This window comes from Aurantiacibacter spongiae, assembly GCF_003815535.1.
GTDB classification, from domain to species: Bacteria; Pseudomonadota; Alphaproteobacteria; order Sphingomonadales; family Sphingomonadaceae; genus Alteraurantiacibacter; species Alteraurantiacibacter spongiae.
Genome location: NZ_RPFZ01000001.1, coordinates 108,388 through 131,263, shown reverse-complemented (window position 1 = coordinate 131,263; position 22,876 = coordinate 108,388). Strand labels below are relative to the sequence as shown.

Here is a 22,876-nt window from a genome sequence, read left to right as displayed (position 1 = left end):
GGGCGCGCGAATCCAGCTTCACAAGCGGCGATGCCCGGTTATCCGGCTTTCAGAACTGCGTCGGCGCGGGATCGACCACGGTAAACGTGCCATTGCCCACCTGCCGCACCTCCATCGCGCGTTCGCCCACGCCGTCGGGCATGAACCGGATCGCGCCATCGAGACCGAGAAAGCCGTCTTGCGCGGTCAGCAACCGCGTCGGGAGGTCATCGCCGACCTGCCAGTCGCGCGCGAGGCGCAGGGTCAGCAGAACCGCGTCGTAGCCAAGCGTGGCGATCCGGTAGGGCCGTGCGTCATAGCGCTGCCGATAGCTCTCCGCGAACTGGCGCCAGCGATCGTCGCTCACGGCAGAAAACCACGCGCCGCGCAGCGCGGCATCTTCGGTCAGCGAACCCTCGCCGCTCCACAATTCGGTGCCGATCACGGAAGGAAGGCGCTGACCGGCACGCTTGAGGCGCGAAGCGGCGCGTTCGGCAAGATCGGCGCCGTCCGCAATCAGCACGGTGTCGAACCCGCCAGCCGTATTCAGGCGGTCCGCCGCGCTCAGGATGGAGGTGTTGCCCCTGTCGTATCGTTCGACCGCAACCACGTTTCCACCGTTCGACCTGACGGTGTTTTCCAGCGAAACCAGCGCCTTCTGGCCGTAATCTCCGCGCGGAGCGAGGACCGCGAAGTTCTGCGCGCCCTGGTCGATTGCGAACCGGGCGCTGCGGGCCACGGATTGTTCGGGCACATGACCCATGACGAAAACGTCGTCGCGCGCCACCGTCGTGTCGTTGGAAAAGGTTATCAGCGGCACCCCTGCCGGACGAGCCTGTGCCAGCACCGCTCCGACATTGTCGCGCCTCAAGGGTCCGAGAATCAGCCGGTTTCCGTCACGAATTGCGGCCGATGCCGCCGCTCCGGCGCCGCCGCTGGTGTCGTAGGTGGTGAGGCGCAGATTTTCGGCACCCGTATCGAGCAGCGCCATGTTCGCGGCATTGGCAATGGACTGTCCGACATCACCGTTCTCGCCCGACAGCGGTACGAGAATTGCGACGAGGTGCTGACCGTTCGACTGGAGGCGGCCCGCCTGCCGGGGCGCGGATTGCTGCACCACCGGGCCGGCGTCGGGTCGGTAGTCGTCTCCGCCCGGGATGATCGCGCAACCCGCAAGCACCGTTGCCGCCATGCCTGCCGTGCACAGGCGCCAGAATTTCCCGAACATGCTTGCCGTCTCCGCCGATCGTGGTCCAGACAGGCAGGCGTGACCGAAACCGAAGCCAGCGAGCCTGCGTCCCATCTCTCTGCGGGACTGTATATAGTTGCGACGCCGATTGGCAATCTCGGCGACATCACCTTGCGCGCGAAGGATATTCTGGCGCGCTGCGATGGTATCGCGTGCGAGGATACGCGGGTGACGCAAAAGCTGATCCGGCATCTCGGCATCTCGAAGCCGCTTTGGCGCTATGACGATCACAGCGCACCAAACGACCGCGCCCGCCTCGTGGCTTCCATGCAGGAGCGGGCGGTGGCGCTCGTCAGCGACGCCGGCATGCCGCTGGTGTCCGATCCGGGCTATCGCCTGGTTCGCGATGCGCGGCAGGCGGGCATCGCGGTAACCGTCCTGCCCGGTGCGAACGCTCCGCTGACCGCGCTGGCGCTGTCGGGCCTGCCGAACGACAGGTTCCTGTTCGCCGGTTTCCTGCCGAACAAGGACAAGGCGCGGGCAGACGTCCTGGAAGAGCTCGCATCGGTTCGCTCGACGCTCATCTTCTTCGAAACCGCCCCTCGGTTGCTAAGGTCGCTGAAAGCGATCGGCGACATACTCCCCGCACGGGAAGTGGCGGTGGCACGCGAACTGACCAAGCTGTACGAGGAATGTCCCACCGGTTCGCCTGACCAGCTGATCGATCACTACAGCGCTCACCCGCCAAGGGGCGAGATCGTGCTGCTGGTAGGCCCGCCGCCCGCGGTCGAGGCCAGCGCCGCGGACGGCGATGCGATGCTGCGCGAACGGCTTGCCGACGAGAAGCCATCCCGGGCCGCGGCGCAGGTGGCGAAAGCCACCGGGCTGGATCGAAAGGCGCTCTACGCGCGCGCGCTCGAGTTGAAGAATTCGTGAAACGGCAGCTGGCGGAAGCGCAGGGGCGCCGCGGGGAAGGTATCGCAGCGGACTGGCTGGCGGGGCAGGGCTGGCAGATCCTGGCTGAGCGCGTCCGCACCAGGGCAGGGGAAATCGATCTCATCGCCCGGCGTGACGGGCTGATCGCTTTCGTCGAGGTGAAGTGGCGCAGGAAGGCCGCCGATCTGGATCACGCCATCGATTCCTACCGCCTGCGGCGCGTCGCCGCCGCCGCCGAAACCGTTGCCCATGAATACGCGGCGGCGGGCGAGGACATGCGCGTCGATGTCATCCTCCTTGCTCCCGGCGAACCGCCTCGCCACATCGTCAACGCCTGGATGCCGTGAGCCGGCGCCTCTCGACTTCGGGCATGGCGAACGGTTAGGCGGCCCATTCCAATCGTGCCCACCGAAGTCGGCCGGCACCCAAACGCAAGGCCAGATGCCATGTCACGCAAAGTCGCCGTCCAGATGGACCCCCTCGCATCGATCAATATCGCTGGCGATTCCAGTTTCGCCCTGATGCTTTCCGCGCAGGATCGAGGGTATGAAGTCTTCCACTATGACGTGAAGACGCTGGCCTGGTGCGACGGCCGCCTGACCGCGTGGGCTCGTCCGGTCACGGTGCGACGGGTGGAAGGCGATCATTTCACCGCCGGCGATCTGCGCCGCGTCGATCTGGGCGAGGATATCGACATCGTCCTGATGCGGCAGGATCCCCCCTTTGACCTCGGTTACATCAGTGCCGCCCTGCTGCTCGACAGGCTGAAGGGGCAAACGCTGGTCAGCAACGATCCGCGCGAAGTCATCAACGCGCCGGAGAAGATGTTCGTGCTCGACTACGCACGCTTCATGCCGCCGACGCTGATCGCGCGAACGATCGAGGACGTGCGCGATTTCCAGTCGAAGCATGGCGCCATCGTGGTCAAGCCGCTGCACGGAAACGGCGGCAAGGCCATTTTCAAGATCGACGAAGATGGCGGAAATCTGTCCGCGCTGCTGGAAGTCTTCAACCAGACCTGGCCCGAGCCGCACATGGTTCAGCCCTTCCTTCCCAGCGTCAGCGAGGGTGACAAGCGTATCGTGCTGGTGGATGGCGAGGTGGCCGGCGCGATCAACCGCAAGCCGGGGGCGGGCGAGTTCCGCTCCAACCTCGCCCAGGGCGGCAGCGCAGAGGCGAGCGAACTGACGATGCGCGAGCGGGCCATCTGCGAGGCGATGGGCCCAGAACTCAGGCGCCGTGGCCTGACCTTCGTCGGTATCGACGTGATCGGTGGCGAATGGCTGACCGAGATCAACGTCACCAGCCCGACCGGCATCGTTGCGATCGACAGGTTCAACGGGACCGACACGCCGGGAATGATCTGGGACGCGCTGGAGCGGCGTCACGCCGAAATGAAGCGGAGTTCCTGAACAAACCGGCTCGCCGGCCGTTGGCTTCACATGGACTCGCTGATCGTCGATCTTATCGAAAAGGGTGGCTATTTCGGCATCTTTCTCCTGATGGCGCTGGAAAACATCATCCCTCCCATCCCCTCGGAAATCATCATGGGGGTGGGTGGGTTGCTGGTGACGAAGGGCACGATGGCGTTCTGGCCGTTACTGCTGATCGGCACCTTGGGAACGGTCGCGGGCAATTACGTGTGGTACTGGGTCGGTGACGCATGGGGGTATGAACGGCTCAGCCCCTTCGTCAGGAAGTGGGGCCGATGGCTGACGGTCGATTGGCAGGATATCGAAAAGGCGCAGACCTTCTTCGTGCGTCATGGGCATTGGGTGGTGTTCTTCCTGCGATTCTCTCCGTTCCTGCGCACGATCATATCGCTTCCGGCGGGTCTGTCGCACATGCCGAAGCTGAAATTCCTCGGATATACCTTCGCCGGATCGCTGGTGTGGAACGCCCTGCTCATCAAGGGCGGACAGTGGCTCGGTCACTGGCTGGAGGATTCGCAGCATATCCTGACCTGGATCATTCTCGGCCTGATCGGGATCGGTCTGCTCGGGTATCTGTGGCGCGTCGTTACCTGGACGCCGCGCGCCGATCGTCCGGAGGACGCCGGTCCGGAAACGAACGCCTAGCCTGCTGCCTAGTCATGCTCTCGCGGATGGGCATTGCGATATGCGTTCAGCATCGTCGCCGCATCGACCTTCGTGTAGATCTGCGTGGAGCCGAGGCTGGCATGGCCGAGCAGCTCCTGAAGCGAACGCAAATCGGCGCCCGATCCCAGAAGGTGCGTCGCGAAACTGTGGCGCAGGGCGTGGGGCGTCGCACTTTCGGGCAGGCCGAGGGCGCGCCGGGCGCGGGCCGTCGCCTTCTGTACCATACCTTGCCCGAGCGGACCGCCCTTGGCGCCGCGAAACAGGGCGTGCCCCGGGTCGAGCGGCCAGGGGCAGGCCCGGACATAGGCGTCCACCGCTTCGCGGACCCTCGGCAGGATCGGCACCGCGCGCTGCCTGGCGCCCTTACCCGTCACTATCAGGACGTCGCCCAGCGGCAGGTTGGCCGGCGTGAGGGACAGGGCTTCCGCTACGCGAAGACCGGCCCCGTACATCAGCAGCAGGATCGCCGCGTCGCGTTTGCCGATCCAGGTCTGTGCGGCGTTGTCCTCGACCAGTTCGACCAGGCCCGTGGCTTCGTCCGGCGTGACGGGGCGGGGGAGGCCTTTCTTGATGCGCGGACCGCGCAGCCGGGGCGCCGTACCGGGCTCGGCCCCGGCCTTTTCGCGGGCATAGGCAACGAAGGCCTTGATTGCCGACAATTCGCGCGCGGCAGAGGCGTTGACGAGGCCCTCCGCCCGGCGCGCGGCAAGATGTCCGCGAATGTCGCGAGTGGTCAGGGCTGCCACGTCGTTCCACTCGGGCAAGGCCAGGCAGGCCGTCAGTCGAGCGGCCGTTGCCACGTAAGCGCGCACCGTATGGACCGACCGTCGCCGGTTTCGCGCAAGATGCGCGTTCCATTCCTCGAGCAGGGAGGCACCCGGGTTCACGCCGCGACCAGTTCGTCTGCCACCAGATCCGCCAGCACGGCGTCGAGAACCGCCATTCCGGCATCCGCCACACCAATGCGACCGCCCCGCTGCCACACCAGTCCGAGAGCGGTCAGACGGGTGAGCGCGTCCGGGTCGATCAGCGTTCCGGTGCGATAGCCGAAGCGCGCGGACAGGCGGGGAAGATCGATCCCTTCGGTCAGCCGCAACCCCATCAACAGCGCCTCGGAAGCCTGATCGGCCGCCGGCAAGTGGCGCTCTTCCTGCAATCCCGATCCGCCCCGTTCGATGGCCGCAAGCCAGTTCTCCGGCTTGCGATGGCGCACGGTGGCCATGCCGCCGCGCCGCCCGTGCGCGCCGGGGCCGACGCCGGCGTAATCCTCGTATCTCCAGTATGTCAGATTGTGTCGGCTTTCCTCGCCCGGACGAGCGTGGTTGCTGATTTCGTAGGCGGGCAGACCGGCGTCGGCCGTCATGTCGCGGGTGAGGGCGAACAGGTCGGCCGCCGCGTCATCGTCAAGCGGGGCGAACGCCCCCCGCCTGACATCGGTCGCGAACCGCGTGCCCGGCTCGATGGTCAACTGGTATAGCGAAAGATGACCGGTCCCGAAGGACAGCGCCCTGTCGAGTTCGGTGCGCCATGATGCCTCGTCCTGCCCGGGGCGGGCGTAGATAAGATCGAAGCTGACCCGGTCGAACGATGCCTGCGCCACGGCCAATGCCGCCAGCGCCTCCTTTGCATCGTGCAGGCGTCCGAGAAAGCGCAGCGCCGTGTCGTCGAGCGCCTGCACTCCCAGCGAGACCCGGTTGACCCCGGCGCTTGCGAGATCGCGAAAGCGCGCCGTTTCCACGCTCGACGGGTTGGCTTCCAGGGTGATCTCGATCCCGGCGGCAAAGCCCCACAGACGTTCAGCCTCGTCCAGCAGGTCCGCCACCAGCGACGGCGGCATCAGCGACGGCGTTCCCCCGCCGAAGAAGATCGAGGCCAGTCGCTCTCCACCGGCGAAAGCAGCCTCGTACCGCAGATCGGCCAGCAACGCGCGGCGCCAGATTTGCGCATCAACCCGCTCCCGGACATGCGAGTTGAAGTCGCAATAGGGGCATTTGGCAAGGCAGAAGGGCCAATGGATATAGAGCGCGCGAGCCATGATCTGCTTGTTTCACGCAGGACAGCGCCCCGCAAGGGCGTTCAGGCGCCGAACTGTTCGGCCTTGAGCCTGGCGAAGGCATCCGCGCGGTGGCTGATGGCATGTTTGTCCGCCGGCCTCAGCTCGGCGAAGGTTTCATGGTGTCCCTGGGGCACGAAGACCGGATCGTATCCGAAGCCCATCGTGCCGCGTGGCGGCCAGGTCAGCGTCCCGTCGGCGCGGCCTTCGTAGACCGCGCTTTCGCCGTCGGGCCAGGCGATGGCGAGAACGCAGGAGAACCAGCAGTCGCGCGGCGTCTCGGGACCCTGCGCCTGCAACAAGCCCTCGACCTTGCCCATGGCCATGTACCAGTCGCGTCCCGGCTCCCCCTCGAACCATTGCCGCTCCGCCCAATCGGCGGTGTATACCCCCGGCCGCCCGCCGAGCGCCGCTACCGAAAGGCCGCTATCGTCCGCCAGCGCCGGCAGACCCGAAGCCTGCGCCGCCGCACGCGCCTTGATGAGCGCGTTCGCCACGAAGGTCTCGCCCGTTTCGGCCGGTTCGGGCAGACCGAGCGATCCCGCCGAGATGCAGTCCAACCCGTAGGGTTCCAGCAGCCCGGCAATCTCCTTCAACTTGCCCGCATTGTGGGTGGCGATCACCAGCTTGCCGGAACTCAGCCTGCGCGCGGCGGGATCGCTCACCGCGTCGCCTCGTCCTGCGCGCGGAAGATGTCGCCGCAGCCCATCTGCGCGAGGCGCAGAAGACGCAGCAGACCTTCCTCATCGTAGGTCGCGCCTTCTGCGGTGGCTTGTACCTCGGCGATCTGTCCGCCCTCGATCAGCACGAAATTGGCATCGGCATCTGCGGCGGAATCCTCGTCGTAATCGAGATCGAGTACCGGGGTGCCCCGATGGATGCCGCAGGAAACCGCCGCGACCTTCCCGGTGATGGGATCTTCGCTCAGCTTCCTGTCCGCCAGCAGGCCGTTCACCGCGAGCCGCAGGGCGACCCAGGCCCCGGAAATGGATGCGGTGCGCGTTCCCCCATCGGCCTGGATGACATCGCAATCCAGGGTGATCTGCCGCTCGCCCAGCTTGTCCATATCGACGACGGCGCGCAGGGATCGGCCGATCAGACGCTGGATTTCCTGTGTGCGCCCGCTCTGCTTGCCGCGCGCGGCCTCCCGGTTGCCGCGGGTATGCGTGGCGCGCGGAAGCATGGAATATTCGCCCGTGACCCAACCCGATCCCTTGTTCCGCATCCACGGCGGTACGCGGTCCTCGACCGAAGCGGTGCACAAAACCTTCGTATCGCCAAAGCCGATGAGGCAGCTTCCCTCGGCATGCTTGGTGTAGTCGGTCTCGATCGTGATGGCGCGCATTTCGTCGGGCGCGCGGCTTGATGGTCGCATGGAAAGCTCCTGCTGATCTATTGGTCTTGCCAGCGCGGCCCTAGCGGGCGAAACATCGGTGCGCCAGTGCACGAAAGGATGGATCAGCGATGAAACCTGCCGCCTCGATCGCGGTCCTCGCCTTCTCGGTGGCGGCATGCGCGACCACGCCGGTGCAACCGGCGGACGTGCCCGGACCGCTATTGATCTTCGAGACCGGACCCTGTTTCGGTTTCTGCCCGGTCTTCGCGATGACGGTGTCCCCCGACGGCCGCGGTCAATTCACCGGAACCGCGTTCACGGCGGTTTTGGGAGAACGGAATTTCGAAGTTACACCCGCACAGTATGAAGCCTTCCGCCTTCGGCTCGCGCCATATCGTCCCGATACCTCGATCACTTATGGCTACGAGAATTGCGACGGGCCGGTGGCGACGGATGCGCCCACTGTAACGGCCGGCTGGTCACAGGCCGGGGGCGAGTCCGTCTCGCTGGAATGGTACATGGGGTGCAGGCAGCCCGGCCTCGCCGAAAACCCGGACGCGATCTACGGTGCCTGGAGGGAATTGCCCGCGGTAGCCCGACTGGTGGGATTCGACGACAAGCGCGCGACCTACGGTCGGGGGGACTAGAGGCGCGCGCCTGGTTGTCCCATAGTGTCCCGCATGGCCTCGCCCCCCGTCACCGAACTGACCTCGCGCGCTCGCGATATCTTCCGCCTGGTGGTGGAGGGCTATCTCGACAGTGGCCAGCCCGTCGGGTCGAAGACACTCGCGCAGCGGGGCGATATCGAACTGTCGCCTGCCTCCATCCGCTCCGTGCTTGGCGAGCTGGAGGCGATGGGCCTGCTTGCCGCGCCGCACACCAGCGCTGGCCGGATGCCGACCGAGATGGGGCTGCGCCTGTTCGTCGACGGCATCATGCAGGTCGCCGAACCCACGCGCGAAGAACGTGCAGCGATCGAGAAACAGCTTTCCGATCCCGGCCCCATCGAACGCGCGCTGGAGACGACGAGCGCGCTCCTGTCCGATCTGTCGGGCCTGGCGGGCATGGTGCTGGTACCCCAACGCGAGCAGCGGCTGACGCAAATCAATCTGGTGCCGCTGGATGATCGCCGCGCGCTGGCGGTGCTGGTCGGCGAGGACGGACATGTCGAGAACCGGGTTCTCGATCTCGACGGACCGCTACCGCCCTCCGCCCTGCAGCAGGCGAGCAATTACATATCGTCTCGACTCGCCGGACGCACGCTGGCCGAGGCGGCGCGAACCATGCAGGCCGAGATCGCCTCGGGACGCAGCGCGCTCGACGAGGCGAGCCGTCAGCTGGTCGAAGCCGGAATCGCCACCTGGAGCGAGGACGCGGCAAGGCGCCCGGTGCTCATCGTGCGCGGCGCGGCCAACCTGCTGGACGAGAGCGCGCTGTCCGATATCGAGCGGGTCCGCTCTTTGATGGATGAACTCGAGAGCAAGCAGTCCGTCGCGCAATTGCTCGACAGCGCGCGCGAGGCGGAATCGGCGCGCATCTTCATCGGGGCCGAGAACCGGCTGTTCGCGCTTTCCGGCTCTTCCGTCATTGCCGCCCCCTATCGCGACCGCGAAGGCAAGGTGGTCGGCGTGCTGGGCGTGATCGGTCCGACGCGGTTGAATTACGCAAGGGTCGTGCCCATGGTGGATTTCACCGCCCGTTCGCTGGGCAAGAGAATCGGTTAGCAAGGCAGATGATGGACAACGACAAGACCCGCGACGAAGCGGTCGAGAAGGAACTGGACGGCGTTCCGGAAGAGTTTCTGGACGATGACGGCGAGGCGGCGGACGCTGCCGGGAACTCCGATCCCGAAGGCGAAAGCCTGGACGATGCGCTGGCCTCGCTGCGCGACGATCTGGCCGCGGCGAAGCAGGAAGTTCTCTATGCCCGCGCCGAAACGCAGAACGTGCGTCGCCGGCTGGAAAAGGACGTGCAGGATGCGCGAAGCTACGCCGCCACGGGATTTGCCCGCGATATCCTCAGCGTGGCCGACAACCTCGCCCGCGCGATCGACGCAATTCCCGAGGATCTGCGGGAGGACAGCAAGTTCAAGGGGCTGGTGCAGGGCATACAGGCGACCCAGCGTGAACTCGACAAGGTTTTCGCCCAGCACGGCATCAGCCGTATCGCGGCGATGGGCCTGCCGCTCGATCCCAATCAGCATCAGGCGATGATGGAAGTGCCTACCGACGAGGCCGAGGCAGGCACGATCGTCCAGGAGATGCAGGCCGGCTACATGATCAAGGACCGGTTGCTGCGGGCAGCGATGGTAGGGGTGGCGAAGAAACCCGACTGATCGCGCGCCTTCGCGGAACCTTGCGCGCCCCTGCCCGTAAGTGGCTGACAACAGGGCAACCAAGGAGACCCAACGATGAAAAAGACGATCCTTCTCGCCCCGGCGTTGCTCGCATCGACAATCGGCCTTTCGGCCTGCGCCGACAATTATGCCGTGGAGGGCGGACTGGCCGGTGCCGCCGCCGGTGCCGGTATCGCCGCAGTCACCGGCGCCGATATTCAGACCTATGCGCTTGCCGGCGCCGCGGCCGGCGGCCTTGCCGGCTATTTCGTCGACAAAAACGACGATTGCGACGGCTACAACAACAATCGCTATCTCGACGACGATTGCTTCGGGACCAGCGGCTATCCCGCCGATCCGCGGTACTGAGCTGCCATATCCGCATGAGAAGCGGCCACGGTGCGGGGTGTACCGCCGCCGTGGCCGTTTCGCGTTCTACTGGCTGTAGAGTTCGGAAATGTTCAGCGTGGCAGAGTGCATTTCGCCGCTGCCATATGTCCCGACCCATACCTCGTAACGGCCCGAACGCGGGCTGTTGAAGCGTACCGAAGGGTTGTTGCCGTTGCCGCCGTCGTCGTCGCAATACCACCGGCCGTCCGGTGCATTGACGACCAGCGTCGTATCCGCTTTCGAATTGACGGAGATGATGAGCGGAAGCGAGCCGGCATCATACACCAGTCGCACGTCGGGCGATGTGGCGATGTAGCCGCTGCACGGCGAACCGAGTTCGCTTGCCGCGTTGCTTCCGCCCGAAGACAGGTCGACCGTGTAGGGGTCGTTGTCGAAACCCGCGCTCAGATTGACAGTCGCGTAGATCGGATCGTTGTTGATGTTCTGCGCGCCAGCCGGACCGGCCACGAGCGCCATGGCGAGCGCACTGCCCGCAAGTATCAAGGATTTCACGTCTTACCCCCCTCTTGGGTTGTTTCCACCGTTACAGCAAATTGACCCGTCACGGCGCCCTGCCGAAGCGTAGGCGTCGCCGGGGAAGATTTGTCGCAAGTACGTGACCTTGGCAATAGCTATTGCGGCTATCCGTATGCTCGGAATTAACCATGAGGCTGCAGGGCGCCGTCAGCCGGTGGCTCCGGGGAAGCGGACCAGCGCGTCGTAGGCGGCGGCATCGGCGACGCCTGCGACCCTGGCTCCGTTCCTCAGCAGGAAGGCGTGCTTCACGATTTCGGCCTGCTGTTCGATGCCGTAACGCTCGAGCGACCAGCCGGGGCGCAGGCTGTAGTCGTAGGTCGCCCACGGCATCCGGTGCGTTACCAGATACCACTCTCCGCGGGTCTGGGTCTGCCAGACATGCGTCATTTCATGGATGAACAGACCTTGCCGAAGTAATGACTGTCCGGCGAAATCGTCGCAATAAGCGTTGCCGAGCGGATGGAAGTGGATGTGCCCGCGCGGTGCCATCGTCACCTGCCGGGGCTGGAAGAAAGCCCATTTGGAGCGGCGGATGGTGACTTTCCCATAGTCGATGGCCCGACCGAATACGGTGCGGGCCAGCGCGACCTCTCCCGTCGTGAGCGGCCTTTCGCCGCCCACCGGGCAGGCCGCGCCCGCCTCGTTCATTCGGCGGCTTCGGCGTCTGCCGTGGCCGCGCCGTCGGGCATATCCCCGGAAGCGTAGATCGTGACCGGGAAGCTGATCTTGTCGCCGCCGGCGAAGGTCAGCGTCACCTCTGTCTCGCTGCCCGGATCGAGCGTCGCGTCCGGGTTCATCGCCATCACGTGCCGACCGCCGGGCACGAATTCCAGCGTATCGCCGGGCATCACCGGCACGGCGGGCAATTCCTGCATGTCCTGCTGGAAATCATACTCGACCGTATCGTGCAGGGTGGCGCTTTGTGCGCCCATGACCGCCGCGCTGCGCAGCGTGGCCTGGTTGTCGCCGGTATTGCTGATGGTGAAATAGACCGCCGCCGGATTGCCCTCGACGGCGGGCAGGGACATCCAGCCGTCGGTGACCGCGATGCCTTCCGGGGCTTCGGGCGCGGTGTTTGCCGGCTCGTCCGCATCGCCGCAGGCGACAACCCCCAGCGACAGCGAAAGCGCGCCTGCGCAGGCAAGGATTGTCTTCATATTCATGATCTGTCCCCTCTTGAAACCACGGGCGATTTCTAGGCGGGCGGTTCCCTTGTGCCAAGCGAAAGCGCCCCTATATCGCGCCCCGATACACAGCTTTTTTCGAGCTGCCGAGTGGCTTCGCCGTTTACCGGGTCGCCGAAAGCGCAGCGTCCAACTGCAAGAGAAATGGGGTAACCATGAGCAAGATTATCGGTATCGACCTGGGCACGACCAACAGCTGCGTCGCTGTCATGGAAGGGGGCAAGCCCAAGGTCATCGAGAATTCGGAAGGCGCGCGCACCACGCCCTCCATCGTCGCCTTCACCAAGGATTCGGAGCGTCTGATCGGCCAGCCGGCCAAGCGCCAGGCCGTCACCAATCCCGACAACACCCTGTTCGCGATCAAGCGCCTGATCGGCCGCCGCTTCGACGATCCCCTGACCAAGAAGGACATGGATCTCGTCCCTTACGACATCGTCAAGGGCAAGAACGGCGATGCCTGGGTCGAGGCCGGCGGCGAGGATTATTCCCCCAGCCAGGTTTCCGCCTTCATCCTGCAGAAGATGAAGGAAACCGCCGAAAGCTATCTGGGCGAGACGGTCAGCAAGGCCGTTATCACCGTGCCCGCCTATTTCAACGACGCGCAGCGCCAGGCGACCAAGGATGCCGGCCAGATCGCAGGTCTAGAGGTAGAGCGCATCATCAACGAGCCGACCGCGGCCGCGCTCGCCTACGGTCTCGACAAGGAAGACGGCAAGACCATCGCCGTCTACGATCTTGGCGGCGGCACCTTCGACATCTCCATCCTCGAGATCGGTGACGGCGTGTTCGAGGTGAAGTCGACCAATGGCGACACCTTCCTCGGCGGTGAGGATTTCGACAGCGCGATCGTCGAGTATCTGGCCGACCAGTTCAAGACGAAGGAGAACATGGACCTTCGCCAGGACAAGCTTGCCCTCCAGCGCCTGAAGGAAGCGGCCGAGAAGGCCAAGATCGAGCTGTCGAGCGCACAGCAGACCGAGGTCAACCTGCCCTTCATCACCGCGCGCATGGAAGGCGGCAGCAATACCCCGCTCCATCTGGTCGAGACGATCAGCCGCTCCAAGCTGGAACAACTCGTCGGCGATCTGGTGAAGCGCACGCTGGAGCCGTGCAAGAAGGCGCTCGAAGACGCCGGCCTTACCAAGGATCAGGTCGACGAGGTCATCCTTGTCGGCGGCATGACGCGCATGCCCAAGGTTCGCGAAGTGGTCGAGCAGTTCTTCGGTTCCAAGCCGCACACCGGCGTGAATCCGGACGAGGTCGTCGCCATGGGCGCGGCGATCCAGGCCGGCGTGTTGCAGGGCGATGTCAAGGACGTGCTGCTGCTTGACGTCACTCCGCTTTCGCTGGGTATCGAGACGCTGGGCGGCGTGTTCACCCGGATGATCGACCGCAACACCACGATTCCGACGAAAAAGACGCAGGTCTACTCGACCGCCGAGGATAACCAGGGCGCGGTGACGATCCGCGTGTTCCAGGGCGAGCGCGAGATGGCGGCTGACAACAAGCTGCTCGGCCAGTTCGACCTCGTCGGCATTCCGCCGGCACCGCGCGGCGTGCCGCAGATCGAGGTGACGTTCGACATCGACGCCAACGGCATCGTCAACGTCTCCGCGAAGGACAAGGGTACCGGCAAGGAACAGCAGATCCGGATCCAGGCCTCGGGCGGTCTTTCCGACAGCGACATCGACCAGATGGTGCAGGACGCGGAGAAGTTCGCCGAGGAGGACAAGAAGCGCCGCGAGACGGCGGAAGTCCGCAACAATCTCGACAGCCTTGTTCATGCCACGGGCAAGCAGCTGGAAGAGAACGGCGACAAGATCGACGCCGGCCTCAAGTCCGAGATCGAGAGCGCGCTTGCCGAAGCGAAGACGGCGCTGGAAGGTGACGACCTGGAGGCCATGAAGGCCAAGAGCCAGGCGCTGACCGACGTCGCCATGAAGATGGGCCAGCAGATCTACGAACAGGGCCAGGCTTCCGCGCAGGCCGGCGCCGCCGACGCGGCGGCCGCCGGCGGCGAGGAAGCGTCCTCGTCTCAGGACGAGGAAGTCGTCGAGGCCGAGTTCACCGAAGTGGACGACGAGAACAAGTCCTGATCTGACGGTCGCGAGACACTGATGGACAGACGGCGCGCCACCGGAGCACCCTGCTCCGGTGGCGTGTCCGCAAAGGGGTTGTGATGTCTTCTACCGAAGTCGATTTCTACGAAATTCTCGGTGTCAGCCGCGACGCGGACGGCGCCACGATCAAGTCCAGCTACCGCAAGCTGGCAATGCAGTACCATCCGGATCGCAATCCCGGCGATGCCGAGGCCGAGGCCAGGTTCAAGGCGATCAGCGTCGCTTACGACTGCCTCAAGGATCCGCAGAAGCGTGCGGCCTACGATCGCTACGGCCATGCCGCCTTCCAGCAGGGCGGGGCGGGCGCGCAACAGGCCGATTTCGGCGATCTTGGCGATATCTTCGAAACCATCTTCGGCAGTGCCTTCGGGGGCGGGGGTGCGGCCGGCGGCCGCGCCCGTCCGCGGCGCGGCGCCGATCTGCGCTACGACATGCAGATCGACCTCGAGGAAGCGTTCCACGGCAAGACCACGGAAATCGAGGTCGAGGTTTCCCGCGCCTGCGGCACGTGTGACGGGTCGGGCGCCGAGCCGGGTACGTCGCGCAGGCGCTGCGATCTGTGTCACGGCCACGGGAAGGTCCGCGCCAAACAGGGTCTGTTCGTGATCGAGCGCCCGTGTCCCAACTGCCACGGGCGGGGCGAGGTGCTGGAACAGCCGTGCCACGATTGCCGGGGGGAAGGGCGCGTCGACAAGATGCAGTCGCTTGACGTCGAGATACCGCCCGGTGTCGATAACGGCACCCGCATACGGTTGTCCGGCAAGGGCGAGGCAGGACCGATGGGCGCGCCCCCGGGCGATCTTTACATCTTCCTGCACGTCAAGCCGCACACCGTGTTCCAGCGGGAGGGAACGTCCCTGTTCACCCAGGTGCCGATCACCTTCACCACCGCGGCGCTCGGCGACACCATCGCCATCCCCGGCCTGGACGGCACGAAGCACGAGATCGACATTCCCGCGGGCATCCAGTCGGGCAAGCAGCTGCGCAAGCGCGGCGGGGGCATGCCCGTCTTGCAGGGGCGCGGGCACGGCGATCTTGTGGTCGAGGTCGTGGTCGAAACGCCGACCAGGCTATCGGCCAGGCAAAAAGACCTGCTGCGCGAATTCCGCGAGACGGAAACGGGCAAGGAATGTCCGGAAAGTCACGGCTTCTTCAGCAGGATAAAGGACGCGTTCGGAACCTGATGGCGGGGCGTCCGCGGGCCCTGGGGGATCACCCCAGCTTCGCCCTGACCTCCTGCCTGATCGCGTCCACCAGTTCGGGTTCGCATAGCAATCTTTCGTCCTCCTCGTCGCAGATGGCGAGGAAGATGTCGCGCTTGATCGACAGGCATTCGTTCGCATCGAAGCCGCCCGGTACGGTCGAACAGACCAGGTCGATCATCCGTTCGGCCCCCTGCAACCGGCCCCAGAGATAATCGTTCTCGCGGTAGGCGCGGCTGAAAAAGGCGCCGAAATTGTAGAACTCGGTGCCGCGAAGGGTTGCTGCCGTGCCGCCGGACCGGATGGCCCTCGCATCCTCCGGACTTATGCGGTCGACCTTGACGGGATTGTACTCGGTCAGGCCCTCGTTGCGCAGCAGGGGCAGGGTGGCGACATCGTAATAGGGAAAGCCGAGATAGGTCAGGAGAACGCGTCGCCGCAGTGCCCTGGGCATGGTTTCGAGCGCGTTCGACAGGATTTCCTCGGCCTCGTCATCGCACGACCGCAATTCGCGGCGCTCGGCGATGGCGCCGAGCACGGCCTGCGGATCGTCGAGCACGCCGGCCGCTATCTCCGGGAAATCGTCGCCCAGCGCGCTTGCATCCTCCCGCGCGAAATAGAGGGCGAGGGCGCGGTAGATCGCCTCGCGGGCTTCTTCCAGCTCGCTTTCGGGCATGTCGGGATCGGCCTCCCACTCGCGGGACAGCCGGCGGGCGATGAGGCGCAGCCGGCGAATGCGATAGGCGAGGTCATGGTCGCGCAGGAAACGGATGGCCTCCTCGCTGGCCCCGCCGCCGGGCGCTCCGGGCATATCCAGCCCGTGCTCGTCGGTCGCCCGGCGCAGCGCCGCTCCGATCGCGGCGAGGTCGGGCTTTTCCGGCCCCGGATGCGCTGACCGCACGAGCTCGGCGATCCGTTCGAGTATGCCGCCCAGCTTCGCCTGCGCATAGGAATGAAAGGCATAACCCGCCTCCTCGGCGGCACTTTGCTGCGCGCGGGCCCGCCAGATCCGCAGCCGCCGGGGTGTCGGACTGTCGAGAAACAGGGTCCGCCCGAACAGCCGGTCCACCGCCGTCTCGACCACCGGCCTCAACGCGTTGACCATGCGCCGCAGACGTTCGGCCTCGCGCGACTGCGCGGCGAGGCTTTCGAGGTTGTCGCGGATCGGCTGCTCCCGCGGGATGGTCGAGAGCGAGCCGAAGATCGCCGCGAAGAACCCGACCGCCTGTGGCTGCTCGTCGCCCGGAGACGAAGGCCGGTGGGGGGTGGGGTCGATATAGACGAAGCGGCGGTCGACCTCGCGCTGGGCGGGCCGCGCCTTCAGACCGGCCATGGCCCCTGCGAAGGGGGCGTTGACCAGCACCGAACCATCGATAAGCGCAACGTGCCGGGTGGTGCCGCGTGCGACATGGGTCGGCATGATGCGGCGGAGGAATGTCTCGCGACCTGGCCACCCCGCCTCGTCGAGAGCATCCACTTCGGCGATGCCGAGCGGCGGAAAGGCTCCGGGAAAGCTGGCGGTCGCGCGCGCGGCGAAGGTCAGTTCGTGGATGTCGGCGAGGGCAATGCCGCCCTCTGCCGGAACGCGGCTGCGGAAGCCGATCGGCATCCGGTGTTCGCTTTCCTCGACGACGGGCGGACTGTTCAGGCGCAACGATTCGCTGCGTCCGCGAAAATCCGTCGTCGTTACCAGCAGGTCGAGCGGATGGCGCGGCGGCAGCAGCGGCGCGCCGACGGGTCCGTCGCGCATGGCCGCGAAGGCGGAATGCAGCAGGCGGGTGAAGCCGGGGCCCGAGAAGGGCGGCTCGAACCATCGCCCGCGCACCAGGCTGGAAACCTTGTCGCGCACCTCTGCGCGGGTTTCGGCGGCCACGGTTTCCGAGATCGAATTGCCCGGCCCGCTGGTCAGATACCAGACCAGGGGACGCATCCACGGCTTTGAGATGAGCGAGCGCGGCCGCGCCGCCGGATCGACCAACGTCTCGACATCGGCGTTCTTGAGCCACATCTCGGTGAGCGGCTCGAGGCTCTGCCCCGAATGGATGGCCTGCGCCAGAAACACCGCGTTGATGCCGCCCGCGCTCGCTCCGGTAACGATGTCGGGCAGCACCCGCAGGCGCAGATCGTGGTCGCCGGCTATGCGTTGCAGCAGCGCGTGATAGACCCGCTCGACGCCCGCAGGCCGGGCATCGCCGGCGTGAAACGCCTGGCTGGCGCGGGCCAGCTTCCAGATTTCCTTCGTGACCCCGTGCATGTAGACCGCGAGACTGACACCGCCATAGCAGACCAGCGCGATCCTGAGTTCCTTCTGCCGCATCGCCCCTCTCTTGGCAGAAGCGGGCGCACCGTGCAAAGCCCCCGATCCGCTCTTGTGTTCCCAATCTGTTCCGGGTAGCGACCGCGACATGGCCAGGCCCAAACGCCGTTATGTCTGCACCGAATGCGGCAGCGTTGCGACCCGCTGGCAGGGCCAGTGCGGCGACTGCTCGCAGTGGAACACCCTGGTCGAGGACGCACCCGAGACGAAGTTCGCGGCCAGGCACGATTTGTCTAGCGGCGGGCGTTCCTTCGCGTTCGAGACGCTGGACGAACCGACCCGGCCGCTCGACCGGCGATCGACCGGCATTCGCGAATTTGACCGGGCGCTGGGCGGTGGCCTGGTGCCCGGTTCGGCGATCCTGATGGGCGGAGAGCCGGGGATCGGCAAGTCCACCCTGCTGCTCCAGGCGTCCGCCGCCATCGCCGGTGCGGGCGGCGATGCCGTCTATGTCAGCGGGGAGGAAGCGACCGGGCAGATACGCATGCGCGCCGCTCGCCTCGGACTCAGCAAGGCGCCGCTGAAGCTGGCGGCGGCGACGTCGGTGCGCGATATTCTCACCACTCTCGGGCAGGGCGGGCCGCCCGACCTGCTGATCGTGGATTCGATCCAGACGATGCACTCCGATCAGATCGAGGGGGCACCCGGCACCGTCAGCCAGGTGCGCGCCTCGGCGTTCGAACTGATCCGCTACGCCAAGGAAACCGGCTGCGCGCTCGTTCTGGTCGGACACGTGACGAAGGATGGCAACATCGCCGGGCCGCGCGTGCTCGAACACATGGTCGACACCGTCATGAGTTTCGAGGGGGAGCGGAGTCACCAGTACCGCATCCTGCGCAGCCTCAAGAACCGCTTCGGGGCGGTGGACGAGATCGGCGTTTTCGCGATGGAGGGGCACGGTCTGGACGAGGTTGCCAACCCCTCCTCGCTGTTCCTGTCGGGGCGGGAGGAACCGATTCCCGGCGCGGCCGTGTTCCCTGCGCTGGAAGGAACGCGGCCCGTTCTGGTGGAAATACAGGCGCTGATCGTGCGCCTGCAATCGGGCGCTACGCCCCGGCGCGCGGTCGTGGGCTGGGACAGCGGACGTCTCGCCATGCTGCTGGCGGTGCTGGAATCGCGCTGCGGCCTCAACTTCAGCACGGCCGAGGTCTATCTCAACGTCGCCGGGGGCTATCGCCTGGCCGACCCGGCCGCCGACCTGGCAGTGGCCGCGGCGCTGGTTTCGGCGCTCGCCGATCGACCCCTGCCGGGCGGTTCGGTGTGGTTCGGCGAGACGGCGCTGTCGGGAGAGGTGCGTCCCGTTTCCCACGCTTCGTTGCGCCAGAAAGAGGCGGCGAAGCTGGGTTTCTCGGTCGCCTGCGGCCCGGCCGATGCGGGCGGGGACGTGGAGGGCATGCGGTACCGCGACGTGGCCATCATCACCGCGCTCGTTGACCGGGTGATGGCGAGTGCATAATCAGTTGCGCGGATGACGGGTTTCGATCTCATAGTTCTGCTGGTCGTGGGCGTTGCCGCGGTCGGCGGTTTCCTGCGCGGTTTCGTGCAGGAGGTGCTGTCGCTGGCGGCGTGGGTGCTGGCGATCCTGGCCATCCGCTACCTGCATACCGACCTCACCGCCCTCATCCTCGACTACATGGGCTCGCCCGTGACCGCGGCGATCCTCGCCTTCGCGATGCTGCTGCTGATTCCCTATGCGGCGATGAAGCTCATCGCGAATTTAGCCGGGCGTCAGTCGCGCAAGTCGGTGCTCGGGCCTATCGACCGGGTACTGGGCTTCGGCTTCGGCGCGGTGAAGGGCGTCATCATGGTCGTCATCGCGTTTTCGCTGCTGGCGCTCGGCTACGACACGATATGGGGCGCGCGCGGGCGGCCAGACTGGATCTCGGAAGCGCGAACCTACCAGTTCGTCGATGCGGCATCCAAGGCGATGGTGCAGATCATCGCGGAGCGGCGGGAACGGGTCGCGGCGATCGGGGCGGAGCCGAACGCCGACGAATGAGCGCCGACCGGCTCTATACCCCGCAAATGCTGGCGGCGGCGGTCGAACTCGCGGCCTATCCGCCGCGACCCGGTGCCGCCCTCCATGCCCGCGCCCGCGCCGCCGCGTGCGGTTCGACCCTCGCACTCGACCTCGATCTCGACGAGGGGGGAAACGTGGCCGCCCTTGGTCTCAGATCGCATGCCTGCGCCGTCGGTCAGGCGTCGGCGGCCGTGTTCGCTCGGCACGTCCGGCAGCGTTCGCGCGGCGAGATCGTGGCCGCCCACGCGGCGCTTCGCGCCTGGCTCGCGGGGGAGGGCGCATTGCCCGACTGGCCCGATCTGGAGCTGATCGCCGCCGCGCGGGACTACCCCGGCCGGCACGAGGCGATCCTGCTCCCGTGGAAGGCCGCCCTCGACGCCCTTTCCTCGCCCCCCGCCGCGCGCTAGTCACCTCGCCATGAGCGATCCGGGGGGAGAGAACGGCGCGGCAGGCGCGACACCGGCAGGGGAGCCGACGGCGAGGGACATCCGCCTCGTCATCGCGGCCAGTTCGGCGGGGACCATCTTCGAGTGGTACGATTTCTTCATCTACGGCACGCTCGCCGCCCTGATCGGGGCCGCCTTCTTTCCGGCCGGGAACGAGACGCTGCAACTGCTGCTGGTCTGGGCCGGCTTCGCGGTCGGCTTCGGGTTCCGCCCGCTCGGCGCGATCCTGTTCGGCTTCCTCGGCGACAGGCTGGGGCGCAAATACACCTTTCTCGTGACCGTCACGCTGATGGGGATCGCCACGGCCGGCGTCGGTCTGATCCCGACTGCGGCCAGTATCGGCCTGGCCGCGCCGATCATCGTCATCGGCCTGCGAATCCTCCAGGGGCTGGCGCTGGGCGGCGAGTATGGCGGCGCGGCGATCTATGTCGCGGAACACGCCCCGCCCGAAAAGCGCGGTTTCTACACCAGTTTCATCCAGGCAAGCGTGGTCGGCGGCTTCGTGCTATCGATCATCGTCGTGCTCGCCTGTCGCGCCGCGATCCCGCCCGACGCCTTCGCGCAGTGGGGCTGGCGCGTGCCGTTCCTGCTGTCGATCGTCCTTCTCGCCATATCGCTCTGGATGCGCCTGAAACTGTCGGAAAGCCCTGTCTTCCAAGCGATGAAAGCCGCCGGCGAGACGTCGGGCAATCCCTTCGTCGAAAGCTTCACCTATCCCCGCAACAAGCGCCGCATCTTCGTCGCGCTGTTCGGCATCACCGGCGTCCTGACGACGATCTGGTACACCGCCTTCTTCAGCAGCCTGAGCTTTCTTCGCGGTCCCATGCGGGTGGAGGAGGAACTGGTCGAGATCATCCTGATGGTCGCGGGTGGCATCTCGATGGGGTTCTACCTCGTGGTCGGCCGCTGGTCCGACAGGGTTGGGCGCAAGACGCCCCTCCTGATCGGCGCCCTGGCGGCGCTGGTGCTGCTGTTCCCGGTCTTCTGGGGCATGGGCGCGCTCGCCAATCCCGGCCTCGCCCGCGCCGCCGAAGCCACGCCGGTGGTCGTGACCGGCAGCGACTGCACGACCGATCCCTTCGCCGAGATGTTGGGCGGAGAGCAGAGCGGGTGCGGAAAGCTGCTGGAAACGCTGACCGCGGCCGGGGTGCCCTATTCGATCGAGCAGGGGGCGGCGCCCGCGATCACGGTCGGCGGCGCGCAGGTGGCGATCGCCGATGACTGGATGGAGGACGCCGACGCCCGGCGCGTCGGCATTCTCTCCGCCCTGACCGATAGCGGCTTCGCCTTCGAACGGCAGACCCCGCCGATCGCCAACGTGGCCGGCATCATCGCGCTGATCCTCGTCATGGGAATGCTCTCGGCGCTGACATACGGGTCTGTCGCCGCGCTGCTTGCCGAAATGTTTCCGCCGCAGATCCGCTATTCCTCCATGTCGATTCCCTACCATATCGGCGCAGGCTATCTCGGCGGGTTCCTGCCGCTTATCTCGAGCTACATCGTCGCACGGTCGGGCGACGTCTATGCCGGGTTGTGGTACACCTGGGCCATCGTCGCATTCGGCGCCATCGTCGCGTGGTGGGGTATTGCCGGCGGCCCGCCGCGCGAATTCGGAGAGGACGCTGCCTGATCTCCTGTCCGCATTGCCGCCCGCCGCGCTGCGCCTGCTGATAGACAGGGAGGCGCTGGCGGCCAACTGGCACGCGCTCGACCGGCTTTCGGGCGATGCGGAGACGGGCGCGGCGGTCAAGGCGGACGGCTATGGCCTGGGCGCGGGCATCGTCGTTCCCGCCCTGGCCAAGGCGGGCGCGCGCAGCTTCTTCGTCGCCCACTGGCAGGAGGTTCCGGCCGTCCTCGACGCCGCGCCGGGAGCCTCTGTCAGCGTCCTGCACGGTGTCGCCGACGCAGCCGAAGCCGCCTTCGCGCGGGCGAGCGGGGCGGTGCCGGTCATCAACTCGCTTCACCAGGCCAACGTCTGGGTAGAGAGCGGGGGCGGGCCGTGCCACCTGATGGTCGACAGCGGCATGAACCGGCTCGGCCTGGAACCGGCGCATGTGGGCGATCCGCTCATCGCGAGGTTGGAGATCGAGGTCCTGATGTCGCACCTCGCCTCGGCCGACGAGGACAGCGCGCTCAATGCCCGGCAGCTTTACACCTTCCGCGAGGTCGCGGCGCAATTTCCGGACACGCGACGGAGCCTGGCCAACAGCGCCGGCATCGCGCTCGGGCCGGACTTCCGCCTCGACCTCACCCGGCCCGGCCTGGCGCTTTACGGCGGCATTCCGCGTCCCGCGCTTGCCGGCACGATCCGTCAGGTCGCCTATCCCGAGGCCGCGGTGTTGCAGGTGCGCGCGCTATCCGCGGGTGAGAGCGTGGGCTACAATGCCACCTTCACCGCCGAACGCGCGATGCGCGTGGCGACCGTCGCTTGCGGCTATGCCGACGGCATCCTGCGCTGCTGGGGGCGGGAGGGCGCGCTTTTTCACGGGGATGCGGCCCTGCCCATCGTGGGGCGCGTTTCGATGGACATGACGATCGTCGATTGCACCGGGCACGATGTTCGCGAAGGCGATTTCCTGACGATTCCCTACGATTTACCGCACGCGGCGGAACTCACCGGCCTGTCGCAATACGAACTGCTCACGGTGCTGGGGAGCCGGTTCTCCCGACAGCCAAAAACGCGGTAATTGCCAGCGCAATGCTGCGAATGCTAAGACATGTGCAGTTGCAACA

At 66.3% G+C, this 22,876-nt stretch carries 24 protein-coding genes; 15 read left to right on the top strand and 9 right to left on the bottom strand.

The genetic code is table 11. The features are described from left to right. Window positions 1-49: 49 nt before the first annotated feature. On the bottom strand, window positions 50-1,207 hold the full coding sequence (locus EG799_RS00640) for a penicillin-binding protein activator (protein WP_123877627.1): 1,158 nt from the start codon (window positions 1,205-1,207) through the stop codon (window positions 50-52). A gap of 39 nt (window positions 1,208-1,246) precedes the next feature. On the opposite strand from EG799_RS00640, the gene rsmI reads away from it, so the two are divergent. The 4 genes from rsmI (at window position 1,247) to EG799_RS00620 (ending at window position 4,182) form a co-directional block, all read left to right on the top strand. Further along, complete coding sequence (rsmI, locus tag EG799_RS00635) at window positions 1,247-2,104, top strand: 16S rRNA (cytidine(1402)-2'-O)-methyltransferase (protein WP_123877626.1); 858 nt, start codon at window positions 1,247-1,249, stop codon at window positions 2,102-2,104. Next, window positions 2,101-2,451 carry a YraN family protein gene (locus EG799_RS00630; RefSeq protein WP_123877624.1) on the top strand — a complete coding sequence of 117 codons (351 nt, stop codon included), beginning with the start codon at window positions 2,101-2,103 and terminating at the stop codon, window positions 2,449-2,451. The genes rsmI and EG799_RS00630 overlap by 4 nt, the downstream gene beginning before the upstream one ends. Window positions 2,452-2,550: 99 nt before the next feature. Continuing rightward, window positions 2,551-3,516 carry a glutathione synthase gene (gshB, locus tag EG799_RS00625; RefSeq protein ID WP_123877622.1) on the top strand — a complete coding sequence of 322 codons (966 nt, stop codon included), beginning with the start codon at window positions 2,551-2,553 and terminating at the stop codon, window positions 3,514-3,516. 30 nt (window positions 3,517-3,546) lie between these two features. Next, on the top strand, window positions 3,547-4,182 hold the full coding sequence (locus EG799_RS00620; RefSeq protein ID WP_123877620.1) for a DedA family protein: 636 nt from the start codon (window positions 3,547-3,549) through the stop codon (window positions 4,180-4,182). An 8-nt stretch (window positions 4,183-4,190) separates the two neighbouring features. Here EG799_RS00620 and EG799_RS00615 read toward each other — a convergent pair whose 3' ends face one another. From EG799_RS00615 to rph, 4 genes are read right to left on the bottom strand one after another with little or no spacing between them, the layout of a single operon-like run. Further along, on the bottom strand, window positions 4,191-5,090 hold the full coding sequence (locus tag EG799_RS00615; protein ID WP_123877618.1) for a tyrosine recombinase XerC: 900 nt from the start codon (window positions 5,088-5,090) through the stop codon (window positions 4,191-4,193). Next, a complete protein-coding gene (gene hemW / locus EG799_RS00610) occupies window positions 5,087-6,238 on the bottom strand; it encodes a radical SAM family heme chaperone HemW (protein WP_123877617.1) in 1,152 nt (383 codons plus the stop codon). Before hemW ends, EG799_RS00615 begins: the two co-directional genes overlap by 4 nt. A gap of 41 nt (window positions 6,239-6,279) precedes the next feature. Beyond that, window positions 6,280-6,921, bottom strand: a complete 642-nt coding sequence (rdgB, locus tag EG799_RS00605) for an RdgB/HAM1 family non-canonical purine NTP pyrophosphatase (protein WP_123877615.1) — start codon at window positions 6,919-6,921, stop codon at window positions 6,280-6,282. Then, window positions 6,918-7,631, bottom strand: a complete 714-nt coding sequence (gene rph / locus EG799_RS00600; RefSeq protein ID WP_123877613.1) for a ribonuclease PH — start codon at window positions 7,629-7,631, stop codon at window positions 6,918-6,920. Before rph ends, rdgB begins: the two co-directional genes overlap by 4 nt. A gap of 89 nt (window positions 7,632-7,720) precedes the next feature. Between rph and EG799_RS00595 the strand changes: the two genes are divergently transcribed. The 4 genes from EG799_RS00595 to EG799_RS00580 all read left to right on the top strand — a co-directional run bounded on the left by EG799_RS00595 (window position 7,721) and on the right by EG799_RS00580 (window position 10,296). Then, on the top strand, window positions 7,721-8,239 hold the full coding sequence (locus EG799_RS00595; RefSeq protein ID WP_123877611.1) for a DUF6438 domain-containing protein: 519 nt from the start codon (window positions 7,721-7,723) through the stop codon (window positions 8,237-8,239). Window positions 8,240-8,272: 33 nt separating this feature from the next. Continuing rightward, the gene (gene hrcA, locus EG799_RS00590) at window positions 8,273-9,316 is read left to right on the top strand and encodes a heat-inducible transcriptional repressor HrcA (RefSeq protein ID WP_123877608.1); all 1,044 of its coding nucleotides are present in this window, start codon (window positions 8,273-8,275) and stop codon (window positions 9,314-9,316) included. An 8-nt stretch (window positions 9,317-9,324) separates the two neighbouring features. Continuing rightward, the gene (locus EG799_RS00585) at window positions 9,325-9,927 is read left to right on the top strand and encodes a nucleotide exchange factor GrpE (RefSeq protein WP_123877606.1); all 603 of its coding nucleotides are present in this window, start codon (window positions 9,325-9,327) and stop codon (window positions 9,925-9,927) included. Window positions 9,928-10,002: 75 nt separating this feature from the next. Then, window positions 10,003-10,296: a glycine zipper domain-containing protein gene (locus EG799_RS00580; protein WP_123877604.1), complete on the top strand. Its 294-nt coding sequence runs from the start codon at window positions 10,003-10,005 to the stop codon at window positions 10,294-10,296. Between the two features lie 66 nt (window positions 10,297-10,362). Here EG799_RS00580 and EG799_RS00575 read toward each other — a convergent pair whose 3' ends face one another. The 3 genes from EG799_RS00575 to EG799_RS00565 form a co-directional block, all read right to left on the bottom strand. After that, entirely contained in the window at window positions 10,363-10,830 is a 468-nt protein-coding gene (locus tag EG799_RS00575) for a hypothetical protein (RefSeq protein ID WP_199798256.1), read from the bottom strand. Window positions 10,831-11,001: 171 nt separating this feature from the next. After that, entirely contained in the window at window positions 11,002-11,502 is a 501-nt protein-coding gene (locus tag EG799_RS00570; RefSeq protein ID WP_123877602.1) for a vgr related protein, read from the bottom strand. Further along, window positions 11,499-12,017 (bottom strand): copper chaperone PCu(A)C, encoded by a 519-nt coding sequence (locus tag EG799_RS00565; protein WP_123877600.1) that lies wholly within the window; start codon window positions 12,015-12,017, stop codon window positions 11,499-11,501. The genes EG799_RS00570 and EG799_RS00565 overlap by 4 nt, the downstream gene beginning before the upstream one ends. Before the next feature lie 176 nt (window positions 12,018-12,193). On the opposite strand from EG799_RS00565, the gene dnaK reads away from it, so the two are divergent. Continuing rightward, complete coding sequence (gene dnaK, locus EG799_RS00560) at window positions 12,194-14,134, top strand: molecular chaperone DnaK (protein WP_123877598.1); 1,941 nt, start codon at window positions 12,194-12,196, stop codon at window positions 14,132-14,134. 83 nt (window positions 14,135-14,217) lie between these two features. After that, window positions 14,218-15,342 (top strand): molecular chaperone DnaJ, encoded by a 1,125-nt coding sequence (gene dnaJ, locus EG799_RS00555; RefSeq protein ID WP_123877596.1) that lies wholly within the window; start codon window positions 14,218-14,220, stop codon window positions 15,340-15,342. A gap of 28 nt (window positions 15,343-15,370) precedes the next feature. Here dnaJ and EG799_RS00550 read toward each other — a convergent pair whose 3' ends face one another. Beyond that, window positions 15,371-17,677 carry a patatin-like protein gene (locus EG799_RS00550; protein ID WP_123877594.1) on the bottom strand — a complete coding sequence of 769 codons (2,307 nt, stop codon included), beginning with the start codon at window positions 17,675-17,677 and terminating at the stop codon, window positions 15,371-15,373. Window positions 17,678-17,765: 88 nt separating this feature from the next. Between EG799_RS00550 and radA the strand changes: the two genes are divergently transcribed. From radA to alr, 5 genes are read left to right on the top strand one after another with little or no spacing between them, the layout of a single operon-like run. After that, window positions 17,766-19,133 carry a DNA repair protein RadA gene (gene radA / locus EG799_RS00545; protein ID WP_123877592.1) on the top strand — a complete coding sequence of 456 codons (1,368 nt, stop codon included), beginning with the start codon at window positions 17,766-17,768 and terminating at the stop codon, window positions 19,131-19,133. Between the two features lie 12 nt (window positions 19,134-19,145). Then, window positions 19,146-19,676 carry a CvpA family protein gene (locus EG799_RS00540; protein ID WP_123877589.1) on the top strand — a complete coding sequence of 177 codons (531 nt, stop codon included), beginning with the start codon at window positions 19,146-19,148 and terminating at the stop codon, window positions 19,674-19,676. Beyond that, window positions 19,673-20,104: an iron-sulfur cluster assembly scaffold protein gene (locus EG799_RS00535; protein ID WP_123877587.1), complete on the top strand. Its 432-nt coding sequence runs from the start codon at window positions 19,673-19,675 to the stop codon at window positions 20,102-20,104. Before EG799_RS00540 ends, EG799_RS00535 begins: the two co-directional genes overlap by 4 nt. A gap of 10 nt (window positions 20,105-20,114) precedes the next feature. Further along, entirely contained in the window at window positions 20,115-21,773 is a 1,659-nt protein-coding gene (locus EG799_RS00530; protein ID WP_123877585.1) for an MFS transporter, read from the top strand. After that, window positions 21,730-22,830 (top strand): alanine racemase, encoded by a 1,101-nt coding sequence (gene alr, locus EG799_RS00525; RefSeq protein ID WP_234028950.1) that lies wholly within the window; start codon window positions 21,730-21,732, stop codon window positions 22,828-22,830. Before EG799_RS00530 ends, alr begins: the two co-directional genes overlap by 44 nt. The last annotated feature ends 46 nt before the right edge of the window (window positions 22,831-22,876 follow it).

What these genes read in the sequence shown, in the direction of transcription:
- dnaJ (WP_123877596.1), top strand. Translation starts at nt 14,218, where the DNA reads ATGTCTTCTACCGAAGTCGATTTCTACGAAATTCTCGGTGTCAGCCGC.
- gshB (WP_123877622.1), top strand. Translation starts at nt 2,551, where the DNA reads ATGTCACGCAAAGTCGCCGTCCAGATGGACCCCCTCGCATCGATCAAT.
- EG799_RS00570 (WP_123877602.1), bottom strand. Translation starts at nt 11,502, where the DNA reads ATGAACGAGGCGGGCGCGGCCTGCCCGGTGGGCGGCGAAAGGCCGCTC.
- dnaK (WP_123877598.1), top strand. Translation starts at nt 12,194, where the DNA reads ATGAGCAAGATTATCGGTATCGACCTGGGCACGACCAACAGCTGCGTC.
- EG799_RS00540 (WP_123877589.1), top strand. Translation starts at nt 19,146, where the DNA reads ATGACGGGTTTCGATCTCATAGTTCTGCTGGTCGTGGGCGTTGCCGCG.
- EG799_RS00620 (WP_123877620.1), top strand. Translation starts at nt 3,547, where the DNA reads ATGGACTCGCTGATCGTCGATCTTATCGAAAAGGGTGGCTATTTCGGC.
- EG799_RS00550 (WP_123877594.1), bottom strand. Translation starts at nt 17,677, where the DNA reads ATGCGGCAGAAGGAACTCAGGATCGCGCTGGTCTGCTATGGCGGTGTC.
- EG799_RS00585 (WP_123877606.1), top strand. Translation starts at nt 9,325, where the DNA reads ATGATGGACAACGACAAGACCCGCGACGAAGCGGTCGAGAAGGAACTG.
- EG799_RS00565 (WP_123877600.1), bottom strand. Translation starts at nt 12,017, where the DNA reads ATGAATATGAAGACAATCCTTGCCTGCGCAGGCGCGCTTTCGCTGTCG.
- EG799_RS00595 (WP_123877611.1), top strand. Translation starts at nt 7,721, where the DNA reads ATGAAACCTGCCGCCTCGATCGCGGTCCTCGCCTTCTCGGTGGCGGCA.
- EG799_RS00530 (WP_123877585.1), top strand. Translation starts at nt 20,115, where the DNA reads ATGAGCGATCCGGGGGGAGAGAACGGCGCGGCAGGCGCGACACCGGCA.
- rph (WP_123877613.1), bottom strand. Translation starts at nt 7,631, where the DNA reads ATGCGACCATCAAGCCGCGCGCCCGACGAAATGCGCGCCATCACGATC.
- hemW (WP_123877617.1), bottom strand. Translation starts at nt 6,238, where the DNA reads ATGGCTCGCGCGCTCTATATCCATTGGCCCTTCTGCCTTGCCAAATGC.
- EG799_RS00535 (WP_123877587.1), top strand. Translation starts at nt 19,673, where the DNA reads ATGAGCGCCGACCGGCTCTATACCCCGCAAATGCTGGCGGCGGCGGTC.
- radA (WP_123877592.1), top strand. Translation starts at nt 17,766, where the DNA reads ATGGCCAGGCCCAAACGCCGTTATGTCTGCACCGAATGCGGCAGCGTT.
- EG799_RS00580 (WP_123877604.1), top strand. Translation starts at nt 10,003, where the DNA reads ATGAAAAAGACGATCCTTCTCGCCCCGGCGTTGCTCGCATCGACAATC.
- EG799_RS00640 (WP_123877627.1), bottom strand. Translation starts at nt 1,207, where the DNA reads ATGTTCGGGAAATTCTGGCGCCTGTGCACGGCAGGCATGGCGGCAACG.
- hrcA (WP_123877608.1), top strand. Translation starts at nt 8,273, where the DNA reads ATGGCCTCGCCCCCCGTCACCGAACTGACCTCGCGCGCTCGCGATATC.